Here is a 26,779-nt window from a genome sequence, read left to right on the forward strand (position 1 = left end):
CGCCTCGACGTGGAGTCTCCGTGGTCACCTTCTCCCTGCGCGCCTCGACGGTGCTGCGCGTGCTCGTCGGTGTCGCGGTCGTCCTGCTGCTCCTCAGCGCGATCAGCGACGTGGCCTACCTCGGGTGGGGGCGGTTGGGGCGGCCCCAGGCGGCGCTCGACCTCGACCGCGAGGGCAACGTGCCCACCTGGTGGTCCAGCTTCCAGGTGGGGCTGCTGGCCCTCCTGTGCTTCCACCTCTCGCGTCGGGACCGCGGCCGTCGCGGCGGCCGCCCGGTGGCCTGGCTGCTGTGCGGGGCCGCCCTGCTCTACGTCTCCGTCGACGAGGTGGCGCAGCTGCACGAGCAGCTCAACGCGGTCTTCCACGACCTCGCCGGCCGCAGCGACGGGATCTTCCGCTTCGGGTGGGTGTTCCTCGCCCTCCCCGTCGTGGCCGTCTTCGTGGTGGTGATGTTCCCGCTGCTGCTGTCCCTGCCGCGCCCCGTCGCCGCCGAACTCCTGGCCGGCGGTGCCGTCTTCCTCCTCGGCGCGGTGGCCCTGGAGGTGGTCGGCAGCGCGCTGCTCAGCGCCGGCTGGTCGAGGACGTCGTTCCCGTTCGTCCTGGAGTACCACGCCGAGGAGTTCTTCGAGATGACCGGCGTGGCCGTCGCGTTCCACGCGGTCGCGCGGTACGCGGCCTCCTCGGGCGAGCGCGTCCTGCACGTCCCCGCGGGTGGGGAGCTGCGCAGCCGGACCTGAGCAGTCCGGCTGCGCAGCTCGAGGGTCCGCTTCAGCGCCGCATGACGCCGCGCGCCAACCGGTTCCCGAGGACCTGCCCCACCTGCACGATCACGATGATCGCCGCGACGGCGACGTAGATGATCCCGTAGTCGTACTGCTGCTTGCCGTAGCTGATCGCGTACTCGCCCAGACCGCCGCCGCCGACGATCCCGGCCTGTGCCGTCATGTCGACGATGCCGATGAAGATGAACGTGTACCCCAGGATCAGCGGTCCGAGGCCTTCGGGGAGGACGACGCCGACGAGGATGGAGAACCGGGAGGCGCCGACGGCGCGGGCGGCCTCCACGACCCCCGGGTCCACGCTCACCAGCGACTGCTCGACGATGCGCGCGACGGCGAAGGCCGCGGCGAGCGAGATCGCGAAGGTCACGGCCGTCGTCCCGATCGTCGTGCGGACGACGGCCATCTGCAGCGGTGTGATGGCGGCCAGGAAGATGACGAACGGGATGGGGCGCACGAGGTTGACCACGAACCCGATGAGCCCGAACACGAACCGGTTGCCGTAGAGGTTGCCGGGGCGGGTGGCGTACAGCGCCGTCCCGAGCGCCAGACCGATCACGCCGGACACGACGAGCGAGACGACCGCCATGAGCAGGGTCTGCCAGACCGCGGCCTCGAAGACGTCGATCGTGTCGAGGAATCCGCTGAAGTCCACGCTCAGGCCTCCTCGTCCGTGTGGACGCCGGCCGCGGCCAGCTCCCGCAGGGCGGCGTCGACCGCCCCCTCCCGGGGTGCGGTCAGTTCGTAGGTCAGGGAACCGACCCGGCGTTCGCGGATCTCCGAGACCCCGCCGTAGACCAGTTCGGCGGTGACCTCCTCCTGCCGGAACGCCGAGTCGACGCGTTGCTGCAGTCCCGGTTCGTCGGTGATGCGGACGCTCACGAGTCGGCCCGGGTGGTGCGCGCGCAAGCGCGCGACCGTGTCCGCCGAGGGCCGGTCGTGCGTCGCGCTGCGCACGAAGCGCTGCGCCGCAGGGGTCTGGGGGTCGGAGAACACGTCGTAGACGTTCCCGACCTCCACCACCCGCCCCTGCTCCATCACGGCGACGCGGTCGGCGATCTGCCGGACGGCCTCCATCTCGTGGGTGATGACGACGATGGTGACGCCGAGTTCGGTGTTGACGCGTCGCAGGAGCGAGAGCACCTCGGTCGTCGTCTCGGGGTCCAGCGCGCTCGTCGCCTCGTCGCACAGCAGGAGCGGCGGGTTGGTGGCGAGCGCGCGGGCGATGCCGACGCGCTGCTTCTGACCGCCGGACAGCTGTTCTGGGTAGGCGTGCGCGCGGTCGAGCAGGCCGACGAAGTCGAGCAGTTCGGCGGTGCGCCGGTCCCGTTCGGCCTTCGCGACGCCCGCCACCTTCAGCGGGTAGGCGACGTTCCCGGCGACCGTCCGGGACCGGAACAGGTTGAACTGCTGGAAGATCATCCCGATGCGGGAGCGGGCCTGGCGCAGTTCCCCTTCCGACAACGTCGTGAGGTCCTGGCCGGCGACGCGGACGCTGCCCGCGGTCGGCTTCTCGAGCGCGTTGACGAGCCGGACGAGGGTGGACTTCCCTGCGCCGGAGTACCCGATGACCGCGAGGACCTCGCCCTCGGCCACGTCGAGGGACACGCCGTCGACCGCCGTGACGGACGCGCCGCCACGACGGTCGAAGGTCTTGCTGACGTCCGTCAGCGAGATGAGCGTGTTCACTTGCCCGCGGCGGCCTTCGCGTCGGCCTCGACCTCGGTGAGTTCCTTCTGCAGGTCCGCCGCGGAGGTGTCCTGGACGACCGCGCCCGGGTTCTCCTGCAGGAACACCTCCTGCACGGCCGGGTCGTGCCACAGCGCCGCCAGGTCGAGGTAGGTCTTGTTCCCGGTGTCGGCCTTGCGAGACGCGAAGATGTTGACGTAGGGCGCCGCAGCTGGGTCGCTCGGGTCGTCCTTGACGATGATGTCGCTCGTCGGCAGCTTCGCCTTGGTGGCGTAGTTGTTGTTGACGATCGCGGCGGCCACGGAACCGGACTGCAGGGCCGAGGCGGTCTGGTCCGCGGCGACGGTCGTCACCTTCACCTTCGCCGACTCGATGTCGTTCACCTTGGAGAAGGCGGTGCCGCCGTCCTTCAGCGTCACCAGACCGGCGCTCTGCAGGACGAGCAGGCCGCGGGCCTCGTTGATCGCGTCGTTGGGGATGGCGACCTGGGCGTCGGCGGGCAGTTCGGCGGCGGACTTCGCCGTGAGCGAGTACAGCGGCAGGGGGTACACGGCCGTCGCTCCGACGGGCTGCAGGTCGTCGCCGGAGGTCGCGTTGTAGTTCGCGAGGTACTGGATGTGCTGGAACTGGTTGAGGTCCAGCTGGTCCTGCGACAACGCCGGGTTCGGCTGCGTGTAGTCGGAGAAGTTCACCAGTTCGACGTCGACGTTCAGCTTCGACTTCGCGAGCTCCCTGTACGTCGACCAGTACTTCAGCGAGGCGTCGGCGACACCGATCTTCACGGTCTTGGCGGGGGTGCCACCGCCGGCCGCGGTGGTCGCGGTGTCGTCACGGGTGCCCAGGACGACGGCGACGACCACGACGATCACGACGATCACGGCGGCGACCAGGCCGATGAGGAGACCACGGCGCCGGGGCTTGTCGGGCAGGACGGGGGCGTTGGACACGCGATCACTCCGGGAGTCGTTCGGCGGGCGCGCGGAGTTCAGCACTGCCGTGATCGACGGGTCCGGTCGTCCGCGCTTGCCGGACGGGATCGTCCGGCCAGGTCTTCACCTGGGGCACCCCGCCGCGGGGGAGGGTTGCCGGACAGCGAGCCAGGGCTTGACGCTGTCACTCATGACCTGGTGAAACCCTAGCACCGGTTCCGGAGTGGTCGGGGCGAGCTCCTCTCCGGCGGCCCGTCAGCTGCGCGACGGCGGGGGGACGACCACGTGGGGGAGCACGACGGCCTGTGCGGCGACGGTCCGGCCGTCGGTCGTGGTGAGCGACGGGCTGCCGTGCAGGACGTACCCGTCGGCGAGGGCGGCGCTCACCTTCTCGCAGAACGAGCGGTCGTCCGGGCCGGTCAGCAGGCGGTAGCTCAGCTTCTCCTCGCTCACTCCGGCAGGGTAGCCCGGACCCGCTCGAGGGCGTCCTCGACGGCCAGCAGACCCAGGGCGGCGTCGGCCAGGGCGTCCCCGCGCTTCTTCGGCGAACCCGGCGACCAGCGCTTCTCGTCGTACTCGTTCGCCGTGCGGCGCAACGCCTCCACCCCGACCCGGCGCTCCGCGACCAACCGGTCGTGGAGTTCGGCGGGGGAGGGCGCCGGGGGACGCAGCGACTCGCCGTCACCCCCGCGCAGCTGCACCAGCACGTCGTGGTCCAGGCCGTCCTGCGCCGTCCAGAACCGGACCGGACGGTCCACGACGTGGTTCCACACGGGTGCCTGGTCCGAGCGGAACCACAGGACGACGGGTTTCGTCTCCAGCCCGGACGCGGCCAGCCAGTGGCCCGCCGCCGGCGGCAGCGTGCCCGCGGCGCTGTCCTCCTCGGCCGCGTTCGTCACGAGTGCGACCTGCACCCCGTCGGCCTCGGGCAGGTCGTCGCGGCGCGGGCCGAGCAGGTCGCCGAAGACCCACGCCTCGGCCACCCGCAGGCGCACGATCCCCTCGGGTTGGCGCTGCATGTGCGCGCAACGGTCGGCGACGTCCTCGAGGGTCTTCAGGGCCGTGGTCCACTTCACGCGGCCCAGTGTGCTGGACCGGTCGGGGGGCGGGCAGGTTGCGGGTCGTACCACCTCCGGGCCTAAGCTTCCCCGGTGGATTCGACCGAGCTCAGGGCCCTGCAGAAGCCGTTGAAGGACTCCTACCGGGAGGATCCGGCCAAGGCGCTGGTGCCGGCCAAGGCCGTCGCCGTGCTCGACGGGCAGTCCATCGGGGTCTCGGTCGACGGGTTCGCCGGGACGACCCGCGCCGGTCTGCACCCCGCCGCCGGTGGCGACGGCACCGAGGCGTGCTCGGCCGACATGCTCTGCGAGGCCGTGGCCGCGTGCGCGGGGGTGACCCTGCGCAGCGTCGCGACGGCCATGGGCGTCGAACTGCGCAACGCCTCCGTGACCGCCGAGGCGCACTGGGACGCCCGCGGCACCCTCGGGGTGGCACGGGAGGTGCCCGTCGGGATCACCGACGTGACCATCACCTTCGACTTCACCTCCGACGCCGACGAGGCGACGGAGCAGAAGATGATCACGCTGGCCGAGCGCTACTGCGTCATCGCCCAGACGCTGCAGACGCCGCCGAAGGTCACCGTCCGGCGCGGCTGACGCACCCGGGGCGGGGGGCACCTCAGCGGCGCTCCTGCCGGCGCACCTCGCCCCGCCCGGCCACGGCCACGACGACGAACCCGAGCACGAGGGCGACCAGCACGCCGAGGTTGGCGTACGCCCACTCGCCGTCGCGGCCGCCGATCGGCCCGAGCAGGTACCCCTGCCACGTCAGCCAGCTCGCGCCGCCGTTCGTCACCAGCCCCCAGCCGACGACGGTGGCGAGGACCATCGTGACCAGGGCGAGGGGGCGCACAGCGCCGTAGCGGCCGCGGGGGTCGAGGAGCTCTGCCTCGGCGTACCCGGTCCGGCGCGTGGCGAGGTCGGCCAGGAAGATCCCGGCCCACGCGGCGATGGGCACGCCCAGGGTGATGAGGAACCCCTGGAACGGGACGAGGAAGTCGGCGGAGAAGAAGGCGATGTACACGGCGCCGGCCGCCATGAGCGCCCCGTCGACGAGGACGGCCACCGGCCGCGGCACCCGCAGACCGACGTTCAGCAGGGCGAGGCCGGAGGAGTAGATGTCCATGACCGCCCCGCCGACGAGGCCGAGCACGGCGACGACGACGAACGGCACGAGGAACCAGGTCGGCAGGATGCCGGTGAGCGCACCCACGGGGTCCTTGGCGACGGCGTCGCTCAGACCCGGCTGGGAACCCACGACGAGGGCCCCGAAGACGAGCAGCACGGCCGGTCCGAGGGAGGACCCCAGCGTCGTCCACAGCACGACGCCACCGCTGGAGGCCTCCCGCGGCAGGTAGCGGGAGTAGTCGGCGGCCGCGTTGGCCCAGCCGAGACCGAACCCGGTGACGACCATGGTGAACGCCCCGACGACGGCCGCGGTGTCCCCGGCGGGCAGGGCGAGGACGGCGTCGAGGTCGACGGAACCGGCCGCGAAGACGATGTAGAGCACCGTCAGGACCGCGGTCACGACGGTGATCCACCGCTGCATCCGCATGATGACCCGGAAGCCGAGCGTGCCGCCGAGCACGATGAGCCCGACCACGACGACGAGCGCCACGAGCTTGGTGCCCGTCCCGCCGCCGGCGCCGAGCCGGTCCAGGACGGTCGCGGTCGCCAGCACGGCGACGGCGGCCAGGGACGTCTCCCACCCCAGCGTCAGCAGCCACGACACCAGCGACGGCAGCCGGTTGCCGTGGACGCCGAAGGCCGCTCGGGACAACGTCATCGTCGGCGCCGACCCCCGCTTGCCGGCGATGGCGACGAGGCCGACGACGACGTAGGACAGGACCACGCCGGCCACCGACACCCCGGTCGCCTGCCAGAACGAGATGCCGAAGCCCAGCACGAACGAGCCGTAGCTGACGCCCAGGACGGAGACGTTGGCCGCGAACCAGGGCCAGAACAGGTCGCGGGGACGGCCGTGCCGCTCGTCCTCGCCGACGGCGTTGACACCGTTGAGTTCGACGTCCACCCCGCCGACGCGGGTCGTCGGGACCGCCGGGACCTCGCTCACCGCGGGCCCCCGCCGTTCGTGCACTCGCCCAGGACCACCGGTCCGCTCACCCCGCCTCTCGGGTCGAGCGCCGCACCCACGCCGCCGGGTGGTCGGCGGGCAGCCTGCTGCGGCCCGCCCCGACGCTCACCGGACGAAGCGTACGGCCTGGGTCGCGCGCGCGGGCCTCCTCGGAGGCGGGTCGTTCAGTCGTCCTCCAGCCAGGCCGCCAGGCCGGACCCGAACACCTGCCGGGTGCGGGCGCTCATGCCCTCGATGCGCAACCCGTGCCCGGCCACCGCGGCGAGGTCGGCGTCGGAGAACCCCCACACGTCGCGGGCGACGGCGTACTGGTCGCTGACCCCGCGGCCGAACCACAACTGGTCGTCGGCGTTGAGGGTCACCCCGACGCCCGCGCGGTGCAGCACCGGCGCCGGGTGCGCGGCGAGGTCGGGGACGATCCCCAACGCGACGTTCGAGACCGGGGCGACGTCCAGGACGACCCCCGCCTCGACGAGGCGCTGCACGAACTCCGGGTTCTCCACCGACCGCACCCCGTGGGAGATCCGGGTGGCCCCCAGGACGTCGACGGCCTCGGCCACGCACTCCCAGCCGCCGGTCTGCCCGGCGTGAGCGACGACCGGCAGTCCGGCGGCGCGGGCGCGGGCCGCGTGCGGCGCGAACCGCTGCAGGTCCGACGGTTCCTCGAAACCCGCGGTCCCGAACGCCGTGACCCCGGCCCCCGCGAACTCGACCGCCACGGCCGCGAGCTCACCGGCGACGGCCTCGTCCTGGTCGGTGTTCACCGTGACCAGGGCTCCGACCTCGACGCCGTGGCGGGTGGCGGCGTCGGCGAACGCCTCGAGCACCACGCGTGTGACGTCGCGCAGGCTGCCCAGGCGCGGGGCGTACAACTGCGGTTCGACGGCGGGTTCGAGGTAGACGACGCCCTGCGCGGCCTCCTGGGCGACGAGGGCCCGGCACAACTCGGCCAGGTCGTCGAGGTCCTCGACCAGGGCCGGGACGCGACCGTACGCCGCGAAGAACTCCCACACGTCGTGCCAGCCGTCCGGTCCGCCGAACGCGCCGGACCGCTGGGGCAGGTCGACCTCGACGCCCCGCCGCCGCGCCAGCGCCAGCACGGCCTCCCGCGGGTAGGAGCCGTCCAGGTGCGCGTGGACGTGGACCTTGGGCAGCGCGGTCAGCGACCGAGTGGACGGCACCGGGCCAACGTAGGGACTCCGGACCCACCGTGTCGCACAAGACCGCCTTCTGCCAACATCCAGGCTGTGGATGAGCGGTCGGGACGGGGTTCCGGTGAACTCGACGCGCGGTCGCTGCGCTACCTCAGCGCGGTCGCCCGCGAGCGGAGCTTCACGACGGCCGCGGCGTCCCTGCAGGTGTCCCAGCCCGCGCTGAGCCAGGCGATCGCGCGGCTGGAGAGCATCGTCGGGGGCCGGCTCGTGGTCCGGGACGCGCGGGGTGTCGCGCGCGAGGGGTCCGCGCTCACCCCGGCCGGGCAGGCGCTGCTCGCCGACGCCGCCCACGTCACCGAGGTCCTCGACCGGGCACTGGCCCGCGCCCGCCGGATCGCCGAGGCGGGGGAGCGGGAACGGGTGACCGTCGGCATCGGCACCTCGACCCCGCGCTGGGTCTCGACCCGGCTCGTCGAGGCCGCGCACGAGAGCCCGCAGCTGGACGTCGTCCTGCGGCACGTCCCGTGGGGCCGGGAACTGCGCGACCTGTCCGACGGCAGCGTCGACGTCGTGTTCCTGCACCTCCAGCCCGGTCAGGAGCCGGGGCCGGGGCTGCGCACCGCCCACGTCAGCGACGTCGACCGGGTGGCGGTCTTCGCCGCCGGGCACCGCCTGGCCGGCGCCGCCTCCCTGTCCGTCGCCGAACTCGACGACGAGCCCATCGTCGACGCGGGCAGCGACCGCGACGTCTGGCTCGTCGACCCGCGTCCCTCGGGGGCCTCGCCCGTCGCGGTGGGTCCACCCGCGACGACGGTCGAGGAGATGCTGGCCGTCGTCGCCACCGGCCGGGCCATGGCCATCACGTCCTCGACGGTGGCTGCGGCGCACCGCTCCGACGACATCGTCTTCGTCCCGCTGCGCGACCTCGAACCTCTCGCCCTGCACCTCGTGGCGCTCGCGGACGACCAGCGGCCCGTCGTCGCCGACCTGCTGTCCTCGTTCTGAGAGCCGTCGGGTCCCGCACCGGCCGGCTCCCGTCCCGGCCGGGTCACGTCCGCGCCTGGTTAGGATCCGTCGGTGGCTCCCCGCACCGTCCCGCCGACCGCCCCTGCCCGGGAATCGCTGGCGGACTCGGTGCACTCCTCGCTGCTGGCGTGGCTCATGGACGGCCACGCCGGACCTGGTGAACCCCTGAGCATCGACGGCCTGGCCCGTGAACTGGGGGTGTCCCCGACGCCCGTGCGCGAGGCGATGGCGCGGATCGAGCGCACGGGGCTGGTCGAGCGGGTGGCCATGCGGGGGTACCGCGTCGCGGGACTGCTCGCGCCGCAGGAGGTCGACGAGCTCATGGACGCGCGGTTGCTGCTGGAGTGCCACAACGCGGCCGCGGCGGCCGCGAGGGTCGACGCGGACCTGCTGGAGCGGTTGCAGGACACGGTCCGGCGCATGGTGGCCGCGCCGAAGGGCCCGTCGTTCGCGGACTACCAGGACTACCACCGGGCCGACAACGAGTTCCACCGGCTGGTGAACCGCGCGGGCGGCAACGCCTTCCTGGCCGACGCCTTCGAGGCGCTCAACGGGCAGGTGCAGCGCTTCCGGCTGCGGCTGGTGGGTGACGGCGTCACCGATGCGGAGATGGCGATCGAGGAGCACGAGGCCCTCGTGCGGGCCCTGCGGGCGCGCGACGGCGCGGCGGCCGCGGAGAGCATGCGTGAGCACCTCGAAGCCGTGCGGTCGCGGGCGATCGCGGACAGCGCGGCTGCCGGCCTGGGACGGGTTCCGGGGGCCTGACCGCCCCCGTGGACGGCGCGCCGCCCACTTGACACCTAGATCCTATTGGATGTTTCCTGCCGTCTGGCGGCTGTGACCGTCCCGTAGGACCTCTGTGAACGAAGACGTTGTCAGGAGCAGTCAGTGACCGCACCCGCCACCCCGGAGCAGACCGCACTGGTCGACTCCGCCGTCCGCCGCTCGGTGAAGCGGCTCATCCCGTTCCTCCTGCTCATGTACGTGATCGCGTTCCTCGACCGCAGCAACGTCGGGTTCGCCAAGGAGGAGCTCGAGGCCGACATCGGCCTGTCCGCCGCCGCGTACGCGCTGGGCGCGGGCCTGTTCTTCGTCGGCTACGCCGTGTTCGAGGTGCCCAGCAACCTGATCATGCACAAGGTCGGGGCCCGCTGGTGGATGGCCCGGATCATGGTGACCTGGGGCATCATCGCCACGGGGTTCATGTTCGTGCAGGGCGAGACGATGTTCTACGTCCTGCGGTTCCTCCTCGGCGTCGCCGAGGCCGGGTTCTTCCCCGGCGTGCTGCTGTACCTCACCTACTGGTTCCCCGAGGACCGCCGCGCCTTCGCGACCGGCCTGTTCCAGATGGGGCTGCCGCTGGCCAACATCGTCGGCGGTCCGCTGTCCGGCGGGCTCCTCGAACTCGACGGCGCCGCGGGCCTGGCCGGGTACCAGTGGCTGTTCATGGTCGAGGGCCTCCTGGCCGTCGTCGTCGGGATCGTCGCGGTGTTCTACCTCACCGACCGCCCCTCGAAGGCCGCGTGGATGCCCGACGCCGAACGCGACGCGCTGCTGGCCCGGCTCGAGGCCGACAACGCCGACCGCGCCGCGGTCGGGGGTCACCAGGGCTGGGCCAAGGCCCTGCTGAACCCCCGCGTCCTGTACTTCTGCCTCATCTGCCTGTGCATCCAGGCCGCGGTCTACGGGCTCACGTTCTTCCTGCCGACCCAGGTCGCGACGATCACGGGTCGCGAGGTCGGGTTCTCGGTCGGTCTGCTCACCGCGATCCCGTGGGCGTGCGCCTTCGTCACGATCGCCGTCCTGCCCCGGTTCGCCGACCGCAGCGGCCGGCACCGCGAGATCGGTGCGGCGCTGCTCGTCCTGTCCGGGATCGGCATCGCCGTCTCGGCCGTCGCGGGGAACGCCGTCGTCGCGATGCTGGCCCTGTGCGTGGCCGCGATCGGTTTCGTCACCTGCCAGCCGCTGTTCTGGACCCTGCCCACCCGCTACCTCAGCGGGGCCGCGCTCGCGGCCGGGTTCGGTCTCATCAACGGCCTCGGGAACCTCGGCGGGTTCATCGCCCCGAACATCCGCGTCTGGGCCGAGGAGACGTTCGACTCCACCACCGCCGGGTTGTTCGCGCTGGCCGGCATGGCCGTCCTGGGCGCACTCCTCCTGCTGGGCACGCGGTTCCTGCGCACCGCTCCCGCCGACGCCCCCGCGGTCACGGCCGACGCCGTCCGCTGACCCCACCACACCCTGGAGACCACCATGGAGTTCCCCACCCGCCGCACCGCCGTCGTCACCGGTGTCGGCGCCCCGCGCGGCATCGGCCGCGTCGTGGCCCGCCGCCTCGCGAAGGACGGCTGGAGCCTCGGCCTCGTCGACATCTCCGCCACCGGTGTCGAGGAGATCACCCGCGAACTGTCCGACGCCGGCGCGCAGGTCCACGGTGCCGTCACCGACATCGCCTCGCCCGACTCCGTCGCGGACGCGTTCACGCAGTTCGACGCCTCGCTCCCGCCGGTCGTCGGGCTCGTGAACCTCGCGGGCATCGCCGACCCGACACCGCTCATGGAACTCACCCTCGAGGGCTGGAACCGGACGATGGCCGTCAACGCCACCGGGTCGCTGCTGATGATCCAGGCCGCGGCCCGCCGGATGATCGAGGTCGGGGTGGGGCGCATCGTCAACACCTCCTCCATCACCGCGGTCGACGGGGGCGGGACGTTCTCGAAGAGTTCCTACGCCGCGGCCAAGGCCGCCGTCCTCGGGCTGACCCGCGGTGCGGCCCGCGAACTCGGGCCGCACGGCATCACTGCGAACGCGATCCTGCCCGGGCCCATCGACACCGACATCATGGGCGGGACGCTGACCGACGAGCGCAAGGCCGCGATGTCCGCGGGCATCCCCGTCGGGCGCGTCGGAACCCCCGCCGACATCGCCGCCATGGTCGCGTTCCTGCTGTCCGAGGAGGCCGGGTTCGTCACCGGCGCGAGCTACCAGGTCGACGGCGGCAAGCACATCAACTGACGTCGTGCGCGAACGCCCTCCCCGGGGACCCCGGGGAGGGCGTTCGGCGTTCGGCGTCGCGGGGTCAGACGGAGAACACGTACTCGGTCGTCGTGGCGAACTCCGCGCCCGGCCGCAGCACCGGGTCGCCGAGGGCGGCGAGCGCGGGCTGGTTCACCGCGTCGGGCAGCAGTTGCGTCTCCAGGCACAGCGCGTCGCCCTGCCGGACGGGACGGCCCTCCAGCGTGCGCCACGCGCCGGTGAGGAAGTTGCCCGTGTAGAACTGCAGCCCCGGCAGGTCGGTGCGGACCCGCACGGTGCGACCCGACCGCGGCCCGTGGACCGAGGCCACCTCGCGGAACGCGCCGGGCCCGTCGAGGACGAGGCAGTGGTCGTAGCCGCCGGCGCGCAGCAGCTGCTCGTCGGCGTCGCGCAGGTGGTCCCCGATGCGGGTGGGGGTGGAGAAGTCGAACGGGGTGCCCGCGGTCGGGGCCAGTTCGCCGGTCGGGACGAGGTTCCCGTCCACGGGCAGGTACCGCGAGGCGGCGACGTGGGCGACGTGGTCCTCCACGGACCCCACGCCGTCGAGAGCGAAGTAGGCGTGGTTGGTGAGGTTCACCGGCGTCGGCGCGTCCGTGGTGGCGTGGTGGTCCAGCCGCAGGGTGACGGCGTCGCCGTCCTGGCGCAGCGAGTACGTGCAGGAGACCTGCAGCGTGCCGGGGAACCCCATGTCGCCGTCGGGGCTCGTCAGGGAGAACCGGACCGCCGGGACGCCGTCCACCTCGGTCTCCTGCGCCGTCCACATCCGCTGGTCGAAACCCTCCACCCCGCCGTGCAGGGCGTTCGGGCCGTCGTTGAGCGGCACGGTGTACCCGGTGCCGTCGAGCGTGAACCGTCCGCCCGCCAGCCGGTTCGCGACGCGACCCACGCTCGCGCCGGGGTAGCCCTCGGCGGCCTCGTACGCGGCGACGTCCGGCAGCGCGACGACGACGTCGCCGAGCTCACCGCGCGCGTCGGGGACGCGCACCTGCTGCAGCGTGGCCCCGCGCGTGAGGACGGCGGCGGAGGCGCCCGAGGGCAGCCGCAGCTCCCAGCGGTCGACGGGTTCACCGCGTCGGGTTCGGCCGAAGGGGCTGCGCTGCACCGTGGGGGACGTCATGGGCCGATCGTGCCCTACGCCTCGCCGGCGACCGCACGCGGCCGCGCGGGGTCCGGATCGTCGGCACCTCGCTGTCGATGATCGACAGCGAGGTGCCGACGATCGGACGCCGGAGGCGGCCGGTCAGGCGAGGCGCCAGTCGATCCCGTCGCCGCCGGCCTCGCGCAGGAGCGCGTCGACGCGGCTGAAGGGGCGGGAGCCGAAGAACCCGCGCGAGGCCGACAGCGGGCTCGGGTGCACGCCCGCGACGACGGGCACGCCGTCCAGCAGCGGCTGCACCTGCTGCGCGTCCTTGCCCCACAGCAGCGCGACGAGCGGCCCACCCCGGGCGGCGAGAGCGCGGACGGCGGCGTCCGTGACGGCCTGCCACCCCAGCTTGCGGTGCGAGCCGGAGCTGCCCGCGCGGACGGTGAGGACGCGGTTGAGCAGGAGCACGCCGGCGTCGGTCCACGACGACAGGTCGCCGTGGACGGGCGGCTCGACGCCGACGTCGTCGCGCAGTTCGCGGCCGATGTTGACGAGGCTGCGCGGCAACGGCCGCACGTGCGGGTCGACGGCGAAGCTCAGCCCGACGGGGTGGCCGGCCGTGGGGTAGGGGTCCTGGCCCACGAGCAGGACGCGCACACCCCCGAACGGCTGCCGGAACGCGCGCAGGACGTCGCCCGCGGCGGGCAGCCACGGCTCGGTCTCGGCCGCGAGGGCCGCCGAGATCCGCTCGAGGTCGGCGCGCACCGGGGCCAGCGCCTGCGCCCACCCGGGGTCGAGGTCGTCGAGCCCGAGACCGGCCGGGTCCGCGGCGGTCGAGGGGTACCGCGCGGGGGGGCGTGGGGCGGCTGGGTCGGCAGTCACGGGTGGGACGGTACCCAGCCGGGGGCCCGTGACCGGCGCGCGGGCGGGGGTGAATGACACGGGTGTGATGCCCTCCTAGACTCGCCCCGCGAGCTGCCGTTCGGGGGCTCGGTCGAGAGGGGTGGAACGTGGAGCGCTGGGACGCGACGGCACGGATCGAGCCCGACGCGCACGCCGGGGACCACGCGGACGAGGGCACGGGTGCGCCCACCGAGCTGCCCGAGGGGCTGACCCGCCGCGACGCCGAGATCCTCGCCTTCGAGCGCCAGTGGTGGAAGTACGCCGGCGCCAAGGAGCAGGCCGTGCGCGAGCTCTTCGACCTCTCCCCGACGCGGTACTACCAGCTCCTCAACGCGCTCATCGACTCCCCGGCCGCCCTGGCGCACGACCCGATGCTCGTCAAGCGGCTGCGCCGCATGCGCTCGAGCCGCCAGCGCGCCCGGTCCGCCCGTCGTCTGGGCGTGCAGCCCTGAGCGGTCGGGGCCACCGGCCCCGCCAGCTGGCCGCGCGCCGTGGTGCTCACCGCACGCGGCGCGGTCCCGCCGGTGTCGCCGTGCTCGTGCTGGTGTGGCTCCTCGTCGCGGCCGTGCTCGTCACTGCCGCGGTCATTGGATTGAGAAGCGTGATCGAGCCATTGCTGGGTGTTGTGAACCGCGCTCTCTGAGCGTGGGTGTCGTGACCTTTTCGTGAAGACGAGGTTGCTCGAACCTTGTCCGACGCGCCCTCCCCCCCACTAATCTGAGCCTCGGTCGATCAGTTCGAGGAGCACACCCTCCCCGGGAGCGCACATCGGACCTGGCCCACGGCCTCGTGGCCGCGGGCAGCGTGAGACCCGTGTCCGGCGCGTGCCGGAGGCGTCTTCCGCTCGCTGCAGCACCAGGAGAAGGCAATGGCTCAGGGCACCGTGAAGTGGTTCAACGCCGAGAAGGGATACGGCTTCATCACCGTCGACGACGGTGGTGCCGACGTGTTCGTCCACTACTCCGCGATCGTGGCGGACGGCTACCGGGCCCTGGAGGAGGGCCAGCGGGTCGAGTTCGAGGTCGGCCAGGGGCAGAAGGGTCCGCAGGCCGAGAGCGTCCGCGCGCTCTGACGCGCAGCTGACGCAGCGGCCGGCGCGCCTGGCGCCCGCCGCAGGGACGTCCCGAGGCCCGGGGTGGTGACGACCGCCCCGGGCCTCCGCGCGTCCGGGACCGGTGCGCTCCGGGGTCGTCCACCGACGGCGGACGGGTGCCCGGGGTTTGCACTCGAGGGGGGAGAGTGCCAACATTGGCGTTGGCACTCTCGAGTCGAGAGTGACAACTCGACCCGGGAGCGAAGCTCCCCGGCCGGACCGGTGAGGCCTGCGGGCGCCGGGGGACGTGACCCCGGGGCTGCTGGTCGTCCGTCGCGGGCGCCGTTCCGACCACCCACCGCCCGTCTTCTGGGAGGAACACCAGGCATGAGCAAGATCATCGCCTTCGACGAAGAGGCCCGTCGTGGTCTCGAGCGCGGGATGAACCAGCTCGCCGACGCGGTCAAGGTGACGCTCGGCCCCAAGGGCCGCAACGTCGTCCTGGAGAAGAAGTGGGGCGCCCCCACGATCACCAACGACGGTGTCTCCATCGCCAAGGAGATCGAGCTCGAGGACCCCTACGAGAAGATCGGGGCCGAGCTCGTCAAGGAAGTCGCCAAGAAGACGGACGACGTCGCCGGCGACGGCACGACCACCGCCACCGTCCTCGCCCAGGCGCTCGTCCGCGAGGGTCTGCGCAACGTGGCCGCGGGTGCGAACCCGATGGGCCTCAAGCGCGGCATCGAGAAGGCCGTCGAGGCCGTGACCGAGCAGCTGCTCGCCGCGGCCAAGGAGGTCACCACCAAGGAGCAGATCGCGGCCACCGCCGGGATCTCCGCCGGTGACGCCTCCATCGGCGAGCTCATCGCCGAGGCGCTCGACAAGGTCGGCAAGGAAGGTGTCATCACCGTCGAGGAGAGCAACACCTTCGGGCTCGAGCTCGAGCTCACCGAGGGCATGCGCTTCGACAAGGGTTACATCTCGCCCTACTTCGTCACCGACGCGGAGCGTCAGGAGACCGAGCTCGAGGACCCCTACATCCTCATCCTCAACTCCAAGATCTCCACGGTGAAGGACCTGCTCCCGCTGCTGGAGAAGGTCATGCAGTCGGGCAAGCCGCTCGTCATCGTCGCCGAGGACGTCGAGGGCGAAGCCCTCGCGACCCTGGTCGTCAACAAGATCCGCGGCACCTTCAAGTCCGTGGCCGTCAAGGCCCCGGGCTTCGGCGACCGCCGCAAGGCCATGCTCGGCGACATCGCCATCCTCACCGGTGGCCAGGTCATCTCCGAGGAGGTCGGCCTCAAGCTCGACACCGCTGACCTCGACCTGCTGGGCCGCGCCCGCAAGGTCGTCGTCACCAAGGACGAGACCACGATCGTCGAGGGTGCCGGCGACGCCGACGCCATCGCCGGCCGCGTGGGCCAGATCCGCGCCGAGATCGAGCGCAGCGACTCCGACTACGACCGCGAGAAGCTCCAGGAGCGTCTCGCCAAGCTGGCCGGCGGCGTGGCCGTCATCAAGGCCGGCGCGGCGACCGAGGTCGAGCTCAAGGAGCGCAAGCACCGCATCGAGGACGCCGTCCGCAACGCGAAGGCGGCCGTCGAAGAGGGCATCGTCGCCGGTGGTGGCGTGGCCCTCATCCAGGCCGGCGTGCTGGCCTTCGACAAGCTCGAGCTCGTCGGTGACGAGGCGACCGGCGCGAACATCGTCAAGGTCGCCATCCAGGCCCCGCTCAAGCAGATCGCGATCAACGCCGGTCTCGAGGGTGGCGTCGTGGCCGAGAAGGTCAGCAACCTGCCGACCGGTCACGGCCTCAACGCCGCGACGGGCGAGTACGTGGACCTGCTGGGCGCCGGCATCAACGACCCGGTCAAGGTGACGCGCTCCGCGCTGCAGAACGCCGCCTCCATCGCGGCGCTCTTCCTCACCACCGAGGCCGTCATCGCCGACAAGCCGGAGAAGGCCGCTGCGGCCCCGGCCGGCGACGGTGGCATGGGCGGCATGGACTTCTGAGTCCCGCCTCTCCGTAGCACCAGCACCACCCGCGAGGGCGGTCTCCCGTTCGGGAGGCCGCCCTCGTGGCGTTCCCCCCTCCTTTCCCGACCCCCCCACCCCGCGCGGAAAACACTCTTTCCGCCCTCAGAAGGCGCTTTCTCGGGCGGAAAGAGTGTTTTCCGCGCGGGGGTGGGGCCGTTAGCGTGCGGAGGGTGACGACTTCCGGGGAGAAGGCGACCTTCGACGACGTGGCGCGCGTGGCGGCGGGGCTCGCCGAGACGACCGAGACGGAACGGCGCGGAACGCGGGTGTGGAACGTCGCGGGAAAGGCGTTCGCCTGGGAACGGCCGTTCACGGGGGCCGACCGCAAACGCTTCAAGACCGCCGGGATCGACCCGACGCCGGGGCCCGTCCTCGCCCTGGCGTGCGCGGACCTGGCCGAGAAGACCGCGGTGCTCGCGCAGGGCACGCCGGGAGTCTTCGACATGGAGCACTTCGAGGGGTACGCGGCCTACCTCGTCGCCCTCGACGAGATCGGCGCGGCCGACCTCGAGACCGCCGTCCAGGACGCCTGGGCCGCCAAGGCGCCGGACCGGCTGCTGCCCGGATGAGGCAGCTGACGGACGTCAGACGACGGCGTCGCGCGTCACGTCGTAGAACGGCACCTCGGCGGCCTCGAAGCGCTCCTCCAGCGCGTCCAGCCCGTGCTCGAGCAGGAACCTCCGCTCGCTCTCGTGGACGGGGACGGCCTGCAGCCAGTGCACGTCCACCCCCGGTTCGAGGCGGTACCGCGACAACCGCGGGAAGTTCCCGGGCGAGGTGAAGAGCAGGTGCTCGGTCCGGCCGCCGAGCAGGTCGGCCACGATCCCGGGGAACACCGTCGCCGGCGACAGCGGCCAGGGTTCGCCGAGGGCCGCGAACGCCGACGCCACGAGCAGACCCGTCGCGAGGCGTTCCTCCACGTTCTCGAGCACGGTGACGAGCTCGACGCGGACGTCGGTGCCCGCCACGAGGTTGGGGGAGCGGTGCATCGAGAGCGTGGACACCGAGGTGAACCCGGGTGCCGGGGCGTCGACGGCCGTCAGCACGTCGAGCGACAGCGTCTCGTCCCGGTTCAGGAACTCCTCGATCTGCGGGCGGCCGTCCGGCACGAGCTGTTCGCCGACGAAGCGCGCCATCCGCACCTCGGCGTCGGTGGGCGGCGGTGCGGGGACGCTCACGCCGCCCGTCCCACGGGTCGTGCGGATTCGCGGGCCAACCCCGTCAGCGGGTCCGCGAGCGCCGCGACCGCCGCGTGCAGTTCCGGGGCGATCCACGTGTCGCGCCCGGCGAGCGCGTCGAGGACGAACCGCGGGTGCGCCGTCAGCCGTTCGGCGAGCCGGAACCCCGCCGCCCGGGTCGTCGCCGCGAGGTCGTCCAGCTGCGGCCACGGTCGTTCCGGGTTGACGTGGTCCGGTGTGAGGGGGGAGACCCCGCCCCAGTCGTCGACGCCGGCGGACAGGAGTTGTTCGCGCTGACCGGGCTCGGACAGGTTCGGCGGGGCCTGCAACGAGACGTCCGCCCCGAGAAGGAGGCGGGCCACGGCGAGGGTCGCGACGTACTCGGGGTGCTCGAGGTCCGCCTCCCCGCGCATCGCGGTGTCGTCCTTGGCGCGGAAGTTCTGCACGATGACCTCCTGCAGCGCACCGGTTCCGCGGGAGACGTCGCGCAGCGCGAGCAGGGAGTCCACGCGTTCGGCCGTCGTCTCGCCGATGCCGAGCAGGACCCCGCTGGTGAAGGGGACACGGGCCCGGCCGGCGTCGCGCAGCACCTGCATCCGCAGGTCGGGGTCCTTGTCGGGGGAGCCGTAGTGGACCTGACCCGGTTCGAGCCACAGCCGCCGCGACGTCGTCTCGAGCATCATCCCCATCGAGGGGGCCAGCGGCCGGGAGGTCGTGAGTGCCTCGAAGGACATGACCCCCGGGTTGAGGTGCGGCAGCAACCCCGTCTCGTCCAGCACCCGGCGGGCAAGGTGCTGCACGTACTCCAGGGTCGAGGAGAAGCCCCGCGCGGCCAGCCACGCCCGGGCGGCCGGCCACCGGTCCTCGGGGGCGTCCCCGAGCGTGAACAGCGCCTCCTTGCAGCCCATCGCCGCGCCCTCGCGGGCGATGGCGAGGACGTCCTCCTCGGACAGGTACAGCACGGGCAACCGCCCCGGGACGGTGGCGAACGTGCAGTAGTGGCAGCGGTCCCGGCACAACCGCGTGATGGGGACGAAGACCTTGCGCGAGTACGTGATGGTCCCGGGGCGACCGGCGCGGCGGAGGGTCTCGTCCCGCACGGGGCGGGCCAGCGCGCAGAGTTCCTCGAGCTGGTCCCCGCGGGCGTGCAGGAGGACGCGTGCGTGCTCCCGCTCGGCGCCGTCGTCGTCCCACCCGTCGTCGCCGCTGCGGGCGGCGGCCGCCAGCGCGAGCGCCACCTCCTCGCGGGTGGGGACGGGTTCGGGTGGGGCGGCGTGCCGCGTGCGGACGGGGTCGGGCAGGGAGGTGCTCACGCGTGTCGTCTCTCCGGGTCTCAGCAGCGGTGCCCGGCGCAGTCGGCCGGGAGGTCGTGGGCCGGGACGGCCTTCGTGTCGTGGGCCGGGATCGAGATGTCCGGCAGGTCGTGGGCCAGGGCGGCCCGCGTGCGGGGGCCCACCCCGAGGGTCAGCGCCGAGCGCAGGTCGTCGACGGTGTCGACGTCGCGGCGCAGCGACGGCAGGGGCGCGGACAGGGCGACCGCTCCCGCGGCGACGTGCCGCCGGGCCGAGTCCGGCCCGAAGTGGTGCGGGACGTTCCCGGCGGCGTCGGCGAGCAGCACGCTGCCCGAGCCCGCGGCGTCGGCCACGAGCGCGGGACCCGGCAGCTGGCCCGCCTGCGCGAGCGCGTCCGCCAGGTCGGCCGTCCGCAGCGCGGGCAGGTCGCCGAGGAGCACCGCCGTCGGGCCGCGCTCGACGCTGGCCAGCCCGGCCGCCACGGCGACCGCCAGCCCGGGCCGGCCGGGGGAGACGGTGCCGACGCCCACGGCGCGCACGGCCGCGAGGACCTCGGGGTCGTCGCTGACGCAGACGACGAGACCCACACCGGGGGTGTCCCGGCACGCCGCGAGGCAGTCCAGGGCCATCGCCAGGGCGAGGTCCTGGCGCTGGCGGCGCGGCAGGGCCAACCGCGTCTTCGCCTCGTCGCCGCCCTTGACGGGGACGACGACCCGCCAGCCGCTCACGTGCGTCACCGGGCGATCCTCTCCCACGGTCCGGACTTCCGGAACACCTGTCCCGACCCACACCTACCCTGTGGACGTGCACCCACCCGCTCGACTCACGCCTCCCGCCCGTCGCGTCGTGCGGACGACGGTGGGTCCCGCACCGCTCGACGTCGCCGAGCACGCTGCGCTCGTCGGCGACGCCGCGGCCGGTGCGGTCGTCACCTTCGGCGGGGTCGTCCGCGACCACGACCACGGCCGGTCCGTGCGGGACCTGGAGTACGTGGGCCACCCCAGCGCCCCCGACGTCCTGCGGGCCGTCGTCGAGGAGGTCGTCGCCGGCTGCGAGGTGGACGCCGTCGCCGTCGGGCACCGCCTGGGGCACCTGGCCGTCGGTGACGTCGCCTTCGCCGTCGCGGTCTCGGCCGCCCACCGGGCGGAGGCGTTCGCGGCCTGCGCGCGCCTCGTCGACGAGGTCAAGGACCGGTTGCCGGTGTGGAAGCACCAGCACTTCGGCGACGGCACCTCCGAGTGGGTCGCCTGTCCCTGAGGGTTAGCCTCAGGCGGTGCCAGCCCCGTCCGCCCAGCTCGCCCGCGCTCTCGCCGAAGCCCTCGCCACCGCCGCGCACGACCACCGGGCGCTGACCGACGAGCACGCCGTGGCCCTGCTGGCCGCCGACGGCGACGACCTCGAGCAGCTGGCGGCGACCGCCGACGACGTGCGCCGCCGCCGCGTGGGGGAGGCCGTCACCTTCGTCGTGAACCGCAACCTCGACGGCGAACGCGTGGGCGCCGACCCGGGCCACGTCCGTGCCCTCGTGGCCGAAGCCGTGGCGCTGGGAGCGAGCGAGGTGTGCGTGCAGGGCCCCGTCCCCGAGCGCGCCGGGCCGGACGGTTCCCTCGCCCTCGTCACCGCGGTGGCCGAGGGGGCCGGGGAGGCGGGTGTGCACCTGCACGCCTTCCGCGTCCCGGAGGTGCTGCGGGCCGCCGGGCTGCGGGGGTCCACGCCCCGCGCGTTCCTCGAGGACGCCCGTGACGCCGGGCTGGGCTCCGTGCCCGGCACGGCCGCCAAGGTCCTCGACGACGCCGTCCGGACCGAGCTCAACGGCGGCACGCCCGACCTGCCGGTGGCGACGTGGCTGGACGTCCTCGGGACGGCCCACGAGGTCGGGCTGACCTCGACGTCGACACTCGTCCACGGCGGACCTGAGACGCCCGCCCAGCAGGTCGCGCACCTGCGGCTGCTCGCGGCGCTGGCCACCCGCACCCGCGGGATCACGGAGTTCATCGCGATGCCGTCCCCGCTGGGCCCGCCGTCGGCCCGCGCCACCCGGGCGCTGCACGCCGTCGCCCGCCTGCTGCTGGACGGCGCCGTCGACCACGTCCAGGCCGCCTGGCCCAAGCACCCCGCCGGGCTCGTCGCGGACCTGCTGCGCGGCGGCGCCGACGACCTCGGGGGGCTGCTGCTCGACGGGACGCTCGACCCCGCGGCGGGGCAGGAGGCCGGGACGACCCTGACGCGCGAGGACGCCCAGGCGCTCGCGGACCGGGTCGGCCGGCCGCTGCGGCAGCGCACCACCCGCTACGGCGAGCCCGCGTCCGCGTGAGCCGGGGGGAGGTCCTCGACGTCGCCGTCGTGGGCGCGGGGTTCGCGGGGCTCGGGGCGGCCCTCCGGCTCGCACGCCGGGGCCGGGAGCGCTTCGTCGTCCTCGAACGTGCGGACGACGTCGGCGGCACGTGGCGGGACAACACCTACCCGGGCGTCGCGTGCGACGTCCCGTCGCACCTGTACTCGTTCTCCTTCGCCCCCGACCCCGGGTGGTCGCGGGTGTTCGCCCCGGGGTCGGAGGTGCAGCGGTACCTGCGCGAGCGGGCCCGCGAGGTGGCCGACCACGTCCGGCTGGGCTGCGAGGTCCTCGACGCGGTGTGGGACGCGGACGCGGAGCACTGGGCGCTGACGACGTCGACGGGGCCGGTGCGGGCGCGGGTCCTCGTCCTGGCCGCGGGCCGGCTCACCGAACCCCGGATACCCGACGTCCCCGGTCTGGGGGAGTTCGGTGGGCCCGTCGTCCACACGTCCCGGTGGGACCACGGGCTCGACCTCACCGGCCTCCGCGTCGGTGTCGTGGGGACGGGGGCCTCGGCCGTGCAGGTCGTGCCGGAACTCGCGGGCCGGGCCGCGCACGTCGACGTGTTCCAGCGCAGCGCGGCCTGGATCGTCCCCCGCGGCGACCGCGCGTTCAGCCCCGCCGAGCGGGCGGGTTTCGCCGCCTCGCCGGAGACGGCGCAGCGGTTGCGCGAGGAGACGTTCGCGGACATGGAACGCGGGCTGGCCGCACGACGCCTCGACCCCGCTGCGCTGGAGGCGTTGCGGCGCAGGGCGTCGGAGCACCTGCGCGCGCAGGTTCCCGACCCGGTCCTGCGGGCGGCGCTGACGCCGGACTACGAGGTGGGCTGCAAACGCGTCCTGCTCTCGGACGAGTTCTACCCGGCGCTGCAGCGCCCGGACGTGCGGCTGGTGCCCTCGGCCGTGCGGTCGGCCGGACCCGGGTCGGTGACGACGGCGGACGGCCGGCGGCACGCGCTCGACGTCCTCGTGCTCGCGACGGGTTTCCACTCCACGGTGCAGCCGTACGCGGCACGCGTCACCGGCCGGGACGGGCGCACGCTCGCGCAGGCGTGGGAGGGCGGGATGGTCTCGCACGCCTCGACCGTGGTGCACGGGTTCCCGAACCTCTTCGTGCTCGACGGGCCGAACGCGAGCCTGGGGCACAACTCCGCGGTGCACGTCATCGAGAGCCAGGTCGGGTACCTGCTGGGGGCTCTGGACCACCTCGCGGTGGCCGGGGGACCGCTGGAGGTGAGCCTGCCGGCGCAGCGGCGGTACACGGCCGAGGTCGACGCGATGGCCGCGGACTCCGTGTGGCTGCGGGGTGGCTGCTCGAGCTGGTACGTCGACCCGCGCAACGGGCGGCTGACGCTGCTGTGGCCGGACACGGCGAGCGAGTTCCGGCGCCGCAACGGCACGTTCCACCCCGCGCCCTTCTCATAGGACAAGTAGGCCTACTTGTATGATGAGTGGGTCGTCCCGTCCCCAGGAGGTCCCGTGTCCGACCGCATCCGGCACGTCGAGCTGTCGACGCTGCGCCTGCCGCTCGCCCAGCCCGTCAGCGACGCCAAGGTACTCACCGGCCGCCAGCGCCCCATGACCGAGATCGCCGTCCTCGTCGCCGTCGTGACCACCGAGGACGGCCACGTGGGGACGGGGTTCAGCTACTCCAAGCGGGCGGGCGGTCCCGCGCAGTACGCCCACGCGAAGGAGGTCGCCGCCGACCTGCTGGGGGAGGACCCCAGCGACATCGCCAAGGTCACGACCAAGCTCCTGTGGGCCGGGGCGTCCGTCGGCCGCAGCGGGGTGGCGACGCAGGCCATCGCCGCGCTCGACGTCGCCCTGCACGACCTCAAGGCGCGTCGCGCGGGGTTGCCGCTGTCGAAGCTGCTCGGCTCGCACCGGGAGTCCGTCCGCACCTACAACACCTCGGGCGGTTTCCTGCACACGCCGCTGCCGGAGGTGCTCGACCGCGCCGACGCCTCCCTCGCCGCCGGCATCGGCGGCATCAAGATCAAGGTGGGACAGCCCGACACGCGCGAGGACCTGCGTCGCGTCGCCGCCGTCCGCGAGCACCTCGGACCCGACGTCCCCCTCATGGTCGACGCCAACCAGCAGTGGGACCGCCGGACCGCCCTGCGCATGGGACGGGCGCTGGAGGAGTTCGACCTCGTGTGGATCGAGGAACCCCTCGACGCCTACGACGCCGTCGGGCACGCCGACCTCGCCCGCGCCCTGGACACCCCGGTCGCCACGGGGGAGATGCTCGCCAGCGTCGCCGAGCACCTGCAGCTCCTCGAGCACCGCTCCGCCGACGTCCTGCAGCCCGACGCCCCCCGCATCGGTGGGATCACCCCGTTCCTGCGGCTCGCGGCGCTCGCGGACCAGGCCGGGGTGGACCTGGCGCCGCACTTCGCCATGGAGATCCACCTGCACCTCGCCGCGACCTACCCGCGCGAGACGTGGGTCGAGCACTTCGAGTGGCTGGACCCGCTCTTCGAGGAACGGCTCGAGACCGTCGGCGGGCGCATGGTCGTCCCCGACCGGCCGGGCCTGGGGTTCACGTTCAGCGAGCAGGCCCGGGCGTGGACGACCGAACGCGTCGAGTTCGGCGTCCGCTGACGGGAGCGACCGGATCGTGACCACACGCACCCAGGCCCTCGTCGACGTGTTGCGGACCCGCATCGTCGACGGCGACCTCGCCCCCGGCCGCGCGGTGCCGTCCGAGAGCGAACTCGTCGCCGAGTTCGGCGTCTCGCGGACCGTCGTGCGGGAGGCCATGTCCAGGCTGCAGGCCGCGGGGCTCGTCGAGACGCACCGGGGCCGGGGGTCCTTCGTCCTGGCGCGGCCGAGCGGGGAGACGTTCGGCGTCGACGTCGGCGGACTGCGTTCCCTGGCCGACCGGGTCGAACTCCTGGAGTTCCGGACGGCCGTCGAGACCGAGGCCGCGGCGCTGGCCGCCGCGCGCCGGGACGAGGAGCAGCTGGCGGTCCTGACGCGCGCCGCGGACACGTTCGCCCGGGTCGCCGACCGGCCCGCCGACGCCGTCGCGGCCGACTTCGCGTTCCACCTGGCCGTGGCGACGGCGTCCGGGAACCGCTACCTGCGCGACCTGCTCGGCTCCCTGGGTGAGCCGATGATCGCGATGCCGTCGGCCCGTCTGCGCGGCGGGGACGAGCCCGCAGCCGGGGCGGTCGTGGCCGAACACGCGGCGGTCGTCCTGGCGGTGCGGCGCGGGGACGCGGAGACCGCGCGAGCGGCCATGCGCGTGCACCTCACGTCCTCGATCGCCCGCCTGCAGCAGCGCTGACGTTCCCGCAGGACCTCAGCCGCCCGCGAAGGGCGGCAGGACGTCGAGGGTCGTGCCGGGGACGAGCCGGTCCTCGGGGCGGGCCGCGACGCCGTCGACGAGGAAGCTGCTCGCGGCGAGCACACGGGTCAGGGCCGGGCCGCGGGCGCCGAGCGTCCGCACGAGGTCTTCGAGCGTCGCGCCGACGTCCAGCGGGACGCTCTCCTGCTCGCAGCCGGCGGCGGCCGCCGCTCCCGCGAACCAGCGGACGTCCAGCGTTGCCGTCTCGTTCACCTGCTGTTCACCTTCTGGGTGGGTCGTCCGGTGCGGACCCGGTGGGTCTCAGCCACCGATGGCGCTCATGGGCCGGGTCGGGTGCAGGAACGCGGGGTCGTCGATGTCGTGACCCGGCAGCTTGCCCCACATCGCGGTGCGCCAGGCGTCGGCGAGCGCCGCGTCGTCGGCGCCCGAGCGCAGGGCCTGCCGCAGGTCGGTCTCGGTGGTGGAGAACAGGCAGGTGCGGACCTGGCCGTCGGCCGTCAGACGGGTGCGGTCGCAGTCACCGCAGAAGGGGCGGGTCACCGACCCGATGATCCCGACGTCCCCGCGGTGGGTGCCGTCCGCGTCCACGACGTCCCAGGTCTCGGCGGGGGCGGCGCCCCGGGCCGTGCCCGGACGGGCCACGAGGCGGAACTCCCGGTGCAGCGCAGCGAGGATCTCGTCGGCCGTGACCATCTGGTCGCGCTGCCAGGACCCGTGCGGGTCCAGTGGCATCTGCTCGATGAAGCGCAGCCGGTACCCCGCCTCGAGCGCCCAGCGCAGCAGGTCGCCGGCCTCGTCGTCGTTCGTCCCGCGCAGGAGGACGGCGTTCACCTTCACGGGGGCCAGGCCCGTCGCAGCGGCGGCCTGCAGGCCCGCGAGGACGTCGGTGAGCCGGTCCCGGCGGGTGATCGCGGCGAACCGGTCCGGGCGCAGCGTGTCGAGGGAGACGTTCACGCGCGTCAGGCCCGCCTCGGCCAGTCCCGCCGCCCGTCGGTCCAGGCCGATGCCGTTCGTGGTGAGGGAGGTGCGGACCGGTTCCCCGGTGGTGGTCCGCAATCGCGTCGTCGCCGCCACGATCTCCTCCAGGCCCTTGCGCAGCAACGGTTCACCACCGGTGAAGCGCACCTCGCGGACGCCGAGGTCGCGCACGGCCAGCCGGACGAGCCGGACGACCTCGGCGTCGGTGAGGACCTCGGCGCGGTCCAGCCACGGCAACCCCTCGGGGGGCATGCAGTAGTGGCAGCGCAGGTTGCAGCGGTCGGTGAGGGAGACGCGCAGGTCGCGGGCGGTGCGACCGTGCCTGTCGAGGAGGTCCGGGGTGTCGGGGCGGTCACCGGGCAACCCCCCGGGCAGACCGCCGGGACCGTCCGCGGCGCCCGGGCGCCGCAGGCGAGGGACACCGAGGTCGACCGTCGTCACGTGCCCAGGGTAGGTCGACGCCGGCGACTCTTCCGCACGAGCGGTGAGGTGTGTGCGGTTGCTCACATCGAGTGAAGCGCGTCACGAGTTGCTCCGAAGTGGTTCACAGGATGTAAAGTGAACTCCAGATGAACAGGAGGTGGCACATGAACGACATCGAGACCACGACCACGGAACACGCCACGGCGAGGCCCGTCATGCACTGGGTGACGGTGCGCGACACGTCGGGACGCCCGCACCTGGAGATGCGCTGGAGCACCTCGGGTTCGCAGCTTCCGCTGGCGCACGCCGCCTGAGGACGTCCCGACCGGGCGGTGCCCGACCGGGCGGTGCCGGACCGGGCTGGGGGCCCCGCGCCGTTCGTCGCCTCGGCGACCTGGACGTCGGCGAGCCAGTGCCCGAACAGGTCGGGCAGCAGCA

General features: G+C 73.5%; 28 protein-coding genes, 2 pseudogenes and 1 riboswitch. Of the genes and pseudogenes, 15 read left to right on the plus strand and 15 right to left on the minus strand.

Going from position 1 to position 26,779, the window contains the following annotated elements:
- Window positions 1–20: 20 nt before the first annotated feature.
- Window positions 21–737, plus strand: coding sequence for a hypothetical protein (locus tag AB0637_RS14810; protein WP_366173195.1), 717 nt, complete (start codon window positions 21–23; stop codon window positions 735–737).
- 31 nt (window positions 738–768) lie between these two features.
- Here the strand turns inward: AB0637_RS14810 and AB0637_RS14815 are convergent, their stop codons facing one another.
- The 5 genes and pseudogenes from AB0637_RS14815 to AB0637_RS14835 form a co-directional block, all read right to left on the minus strand.
- On the minus strand, window positions 769–1,368 hold the full coding sequence (locus AB0637_RS14815; protein WP_366173224.1) for an ABC transporter permease subunit: 600 nt from the start codon (window positions 1,366–1,368) through the stop codon (window positions 769–771).
- 68 nt (window positions 1,369–1,436) lie between these two features.
- Window positions 1,437–2,468, minus strand: a complete 1,032-nt coding sequence (locus tag AB0637_RS14820; protein WP_366173196.1) for a methionine ABC transporter ATP-binding protein — start codon at window positions 2,466–2,468, stop codon at window positions 1,437–1,439.
- Entirely contained in the window at window positions 2,465–3,415 is a 951-nt protein-coding gene (locus AB0637_RS14825; RefSeq protein ID WP_366173197.1) for a MetQ/NlpA family ABC transporter substrate-binding protein, read from the minus strand. Before AB0637_RS14825 ends, AB0637_RS14820 begins: the two co-directional genes overlap by 4 nt.
- 67 nt (window positions 3,416–3,482) lie before the next feature.
- A riboswitch (SAM riboswitch) is annotated at window positions 3,483–3,593 on the minus strand.
- Window positions 3,594–3,685: 92 nt separating this feature from the next.
- Window positions 3,686–3,850: pseudogene (locus AB0637_RS14830) on the minus strand (DUF1737 domain-containing protein); the annotation flags it as partial.
- Entirely contained in the window at window positions 3,847–4,473 is a 627-nt protein-coding gene (locus tag AB0637_RS14835; RefSeq protein ID WP_366173198.1) for a hypothetical protein, read from the minus strand. The gene AB0637_RS14835 and the pseudogene AB0637_RS14830, both read right to left, overlap by 4 nt.
- Before the next feature lie 75 nt (window positions 4,474–4,548).
- On the opposite strand from AB0637_RS14835, the gene AB0637_RS14840 reads away from it, so the two are divergent.
- A complete protein-coding gene (locus AB0637_RS14840; protein WP_366173199.1) occupies window positions 4,549–5,052 on the plus strand; it encodes an OsmC family protein in 504 nt (167 codons plus the stop codon).
- 22 nt (window positions 5,053–5,074) lie between these two features.
- On the opposite strand, the gene AB0637_RS14845 is transcribed toward AB0637_RS14840, so the two are convergent.
- Together AB0637_RS14845 and add are read right to left on the minus strand one after the other, a co-directional pair.
- The gene (locus AB0637_RS14845) at window positions 5,075–6,529 is read right to left on the minus strand and encodes a cytosine permease (protein WP_366173200.1); all 1,455 of its coding nucleotides are present in this window, start codon (window positions 6,527–6,529) and stop codon (window positions 5,075–5,077) included.
- Between the two features lie 185 nt (window positions 6,530–6,714).
- The gene (gene add / locus AB0637_RS14850; protein WP_366173201.1) at window positions 6,715–7,731 is read right to left on the minus strand and encodes an adenosine deaminase; all 1,017 of its coding nucleotides are present in this window, start codon (window positions 7,729–7,731) and stop codon (window positions 6,715–6,717) included.
- Between the two features lie 66 nt (window positions 7,732–7,797).
- On the opposite strand from add, the gene AB0637_RS14855 reads away from it, so the two are divergent.
- The 4 genes from AB0637_RS14855 (at window position 7,798) to AB0637_RS14870 (ending at window position 11,745) form a co-directional block, all read left to right on the plus strand.
- Complete coding sequence (locus AB0637_RS14855) at window positions 7,798–8,709, plus strand: LysR family transcriptional regulator (protein WP_366173202.1); 912 nt, start codon at window positions 7,798–7,800, stop codon at window positions 8,707–8,709.
- 72 nt (window positions 8,710–8,781) lie between these two features.
- The gene (locus AB0637_RS14860; RefSeq protein WP_366173203.1) at window positions 8,782–9,495 is read left to right on the plus strand and encodes a GntR family transcriptional regulator; all 714 of its coding nucleotides are present in this window, start codon (window positions 8,782–8,784) and stop codon (window positions 9,493–9,495) included.
- Between the two features lie 123 nt (window positions 9,496–9,618).
- Window positions 9,619–10,959 carry an MFS transporter gene (locus tag AB0637_RS14865; RefSeq protein WP_366173204.1) on the plus strand — a complete coding sequence of 447 codons (1,341 nt, stop codon included), beginning with the start codon at window positions 9,619–9,621 and terminating at the stop codon, window positions 10,957–10,959.
- Between the two features lie 24 nt (window positions 10,960–10,983).
- Window positions 10,984–11,745 (plus strand): SDR family NAD(P)-dependent oxidoreductase, encoded by a 762-nt coding sequence (locus tag AB0637_RS14870; RefSeq protein ID WP_366173206.1) that lies wholly within the window; start codon window positions 10,984–10,986, stop codon window positions 11,743–11,745.
- A gap of 64 nt (window positions 11,746–11,809) precedes the next feature.
- Here AB0637_RS14870 and AB0637_RS14875 read toward each other — a convergent pair whose 3' ends face one another.
- Both AB0637_RS14875 and AB0637_RS14880 read right to left on the minus strand, forming a co-directional pair.
- Entirely contained in the window at window positions 11,810–12,883 is a 1,074-nt protein-coding gene (locus AB0637_RS14875) for an aldose epimerase family protein (protein ID WP_366173207.1), read from the minus strand.
- A gap of 123 nt (window positions 12,884–13,006) precedes the next feature.
- Entirely contained in the window at window positions 13,007–13,732 is a 726-nt protein-coding gene (locus AB0637_RS14880; RefSeq protein WP_366173208.1) for a uracil-DNA glycosylase, read from the minus strand.
- 215 nt (window positions 13,733–13,947) lie between these two features.
- Here AB0637_RS14880 and AB0637_RS14885 point away from each other — a divergent pair, with 215 nt between their 5' ends.
- The 4 genes from AB0637_RS14885 to AB0637_RS14900 all read left to right on the plus strand — a co-directional run bounded on the left by AB0637_RS14885 (window position 13,948) and on the right by AB0637_RS14900 (window position 17,392).
- On the plus strand, window positions 13,948–14,205 hold the full coding sequence (locus AB0637_RS14885) for a DUF3263 domain-containing protein (RefSeq protein ID WP_366173225.1): 258 nt from the start codon (window positions 13,948–13,950) through the stop codon (window positions 14,203–14,205).
- 416 nt (window positions 14,206–14,621) lie between these two features.
- Window positions 14,622–14,825, plus strand: coding sequence for a cold-shock protein (locus AB0637_RS14890; protein ID WP_106212766.1), 204 nt, complete (start codon window positions 14,622–14,624; stop codon window positions 14,823–14,825).
- A 348-nt stretch (window positions 14,826–15,173) separates the two neighbouring features.
- The gene (groL, locus tag AB0637_RS14895) at window positions 15,174–16,799 is read left to right on the plus strand and encodes a chaperonin GroEL (protein ID WP_366173209.1); all 1,626 of its coding nucleotides are present in this window, start codon (window positions 15,174–15,176) and stop codon (window positions 16,797–16,799) included.
- Between the two features lie 194 nt (window positions 16,800–16,993).
- The gene (locus AB0637_RS14900) at window positions 16,994–17,392 is read left to right on the plus strand and encodes a hypothetical protein (protein WP_366173211.1); all 399 of its coding nucleotides are present in this window, start codon (window positions 16,994–16,996) and stop codon (window positions 17,390–17,392) included.
- A gap of 15 nt (window positions 17,393–17,407) precedes the next feature.
- Here AB0637_RS14900 and AB0637_RS14905 read toward each other — a convergent pair whose 3' ends face one another.
- From AB0637_RS14905 to cofC, 3 genes and pseudogenes are all read right to left on the minus strand, one after another.
- Window positions 17,408–18,001, minus strand: a complete 594-nt coding sequence (locus tag AB0637_RS14905; protein WP_366173212.1) for a suppressor of fused domain protein — start codon at window positions 17,999–18,001, stop codon at window positions 17,408–17,410.
- A gap of 5 nt (window positions 18,002–18,006) precedes the next feature.
- Window positions 18,007–19,239 (minus strand): annotated as a pseudogene (gene cofG / locus AB0637_RS14910) (7,8-didemethyl-8-hydroxy-5-deazariboflavin synthase CofG); the annotation flags it as partial.
- Between the two features lie 95 nt (window positions 19,240–19,334).
- A complete protein-coding gene (gene cofC, locus AB0637_RS14915; protein WP_366173213.1) occupies window positions 19,335–20,030 on the minus strand; it encodes a 2-phospho-L-lactate guanylyltransferase in 696 nt (231 codons plus the stop codon).
- Window positions 20,031–20,139: 109 nt separating this feature from the next.
- Here cofC and AB0637_RS14920 point away from each other — a divergent pair, with 109 nt between their 5' ends.
- From AB0637_RS14920 to AB0637_RS14940, 5 genes are read left to right on the plus strand one after another with little or no spacing between them, the layout of a single operon-like run.
- A complete protein-coding gene (locus AB0637_RS14920; RefSeq protein ID WP_366173226.1) occupies window positions 20,140–20,550 on the plus strand; it encodes a molybdenum cofactor biosynthesis protein MoaE in 411 nt (136 codons plus the stop codon).
- Window positions 20,551–20,566: 16 nt separating this feature from the next.
- Window positions 20,567–21,607, plus strand: coding sequence for an FO synthase (locus tag AB0637_RS14925; protein ID WP_366173214.1), 1,041 nt, complete (start codon window positions 20,567–20,569; stop codon window positions 21,605–21,607).
- Window positions 21,604–23,052: an NAD(P)/FAD-dependent oxidoreductase gene (locus AB0637_RS14930; protein ID WP_366173216.1), complete on the plus strand. Its 1,449-nt coding sequence runs from the start codon at window positions 21,604–21,606 to the stop codon at window positions 23,050–23,052. The genes AB0637_RS14925 and AB0637_RS14930 overlap by 4 nt, the downstream gene beginning before the upstream one ends.
- 54 nt (window positions 23,053–23,106) lie before the next feature.
- Window positions 23,107–24,231, plus strand: a complete 1,125-nt coding sequence (locus AB0637_RS14935; RefSeq protein WP_366173217.1) for a mandelate racemase/muconate lactonizing enzyme family protein — start codon at window positions 23,107–23,109, stop codon at window positions 24,229–24,231.
- Between the two features lie 16 nt (window positions 24,232–24,247).
- Window positions 24,248–24,919 (plus strand): FCD domain-containing protein, encoded by a 672-nt coding sequence (locus AB0637_RS14940; protein WP_366173218.1) that lies wholly within the window; start codon window positions 24,248–24,250, stop codon window positions 24,917–24,919.
- Between the two features lie 15 nt (window positions 24,920–24,934).
- Here AB0637_RS14940 and AB0637_RS14945 read toward each other — a convergent pair whose 3' ends face one another.
- From AB0637_RS14945 to AB0637_RS14955, 3 genes are all read right to left on the minus strand, one after another.
- The gene (locus tag AB0637_RS14945) at window positions 24,935–25,192 is read right to left on the minus strand and encodes a MoaD/ThiS family protein (RefSeq protein ID WP_366173219.1); all 258 of its coding nucleotides are present in this window, start codon (window positions 25,190–25,192) and stop codon (window positions 24,935–24,937) included.
- A 48-nt stretch (window positions 25,193–25,240) separates the two neighbouring features.
- Complete coding sequence (gene moaA / locus AB0637_RS14950) at window positions 25,241–26,293, minus strand: GTP 3',8-cyclase MoaA (protein ID WP_366173228.1); 1,053 nt, start codon at window positions 26,291–26,293, stop codon at window positions 25,241–25,243.
- A 169-nt stretch (window positions 26,294–26,462) separates the two neighbouring features.
- A partial coding sequence (locus AB0637_RS14955) for a hypothetical protein (protein WP_366173220.1) occupies window positions 26,463–26,779 on the minus strand: 317 nt, incomplete at its 5' end.

The sequence above is a fragment of the Kineococcus sp. NPDC059986 genome, assembly GCF_040702905.1.
GTDB lineage: Bacteria > Actinomycetota > Actinomycetes > Actinomycetales > Kineococcaceae > Kineococcus.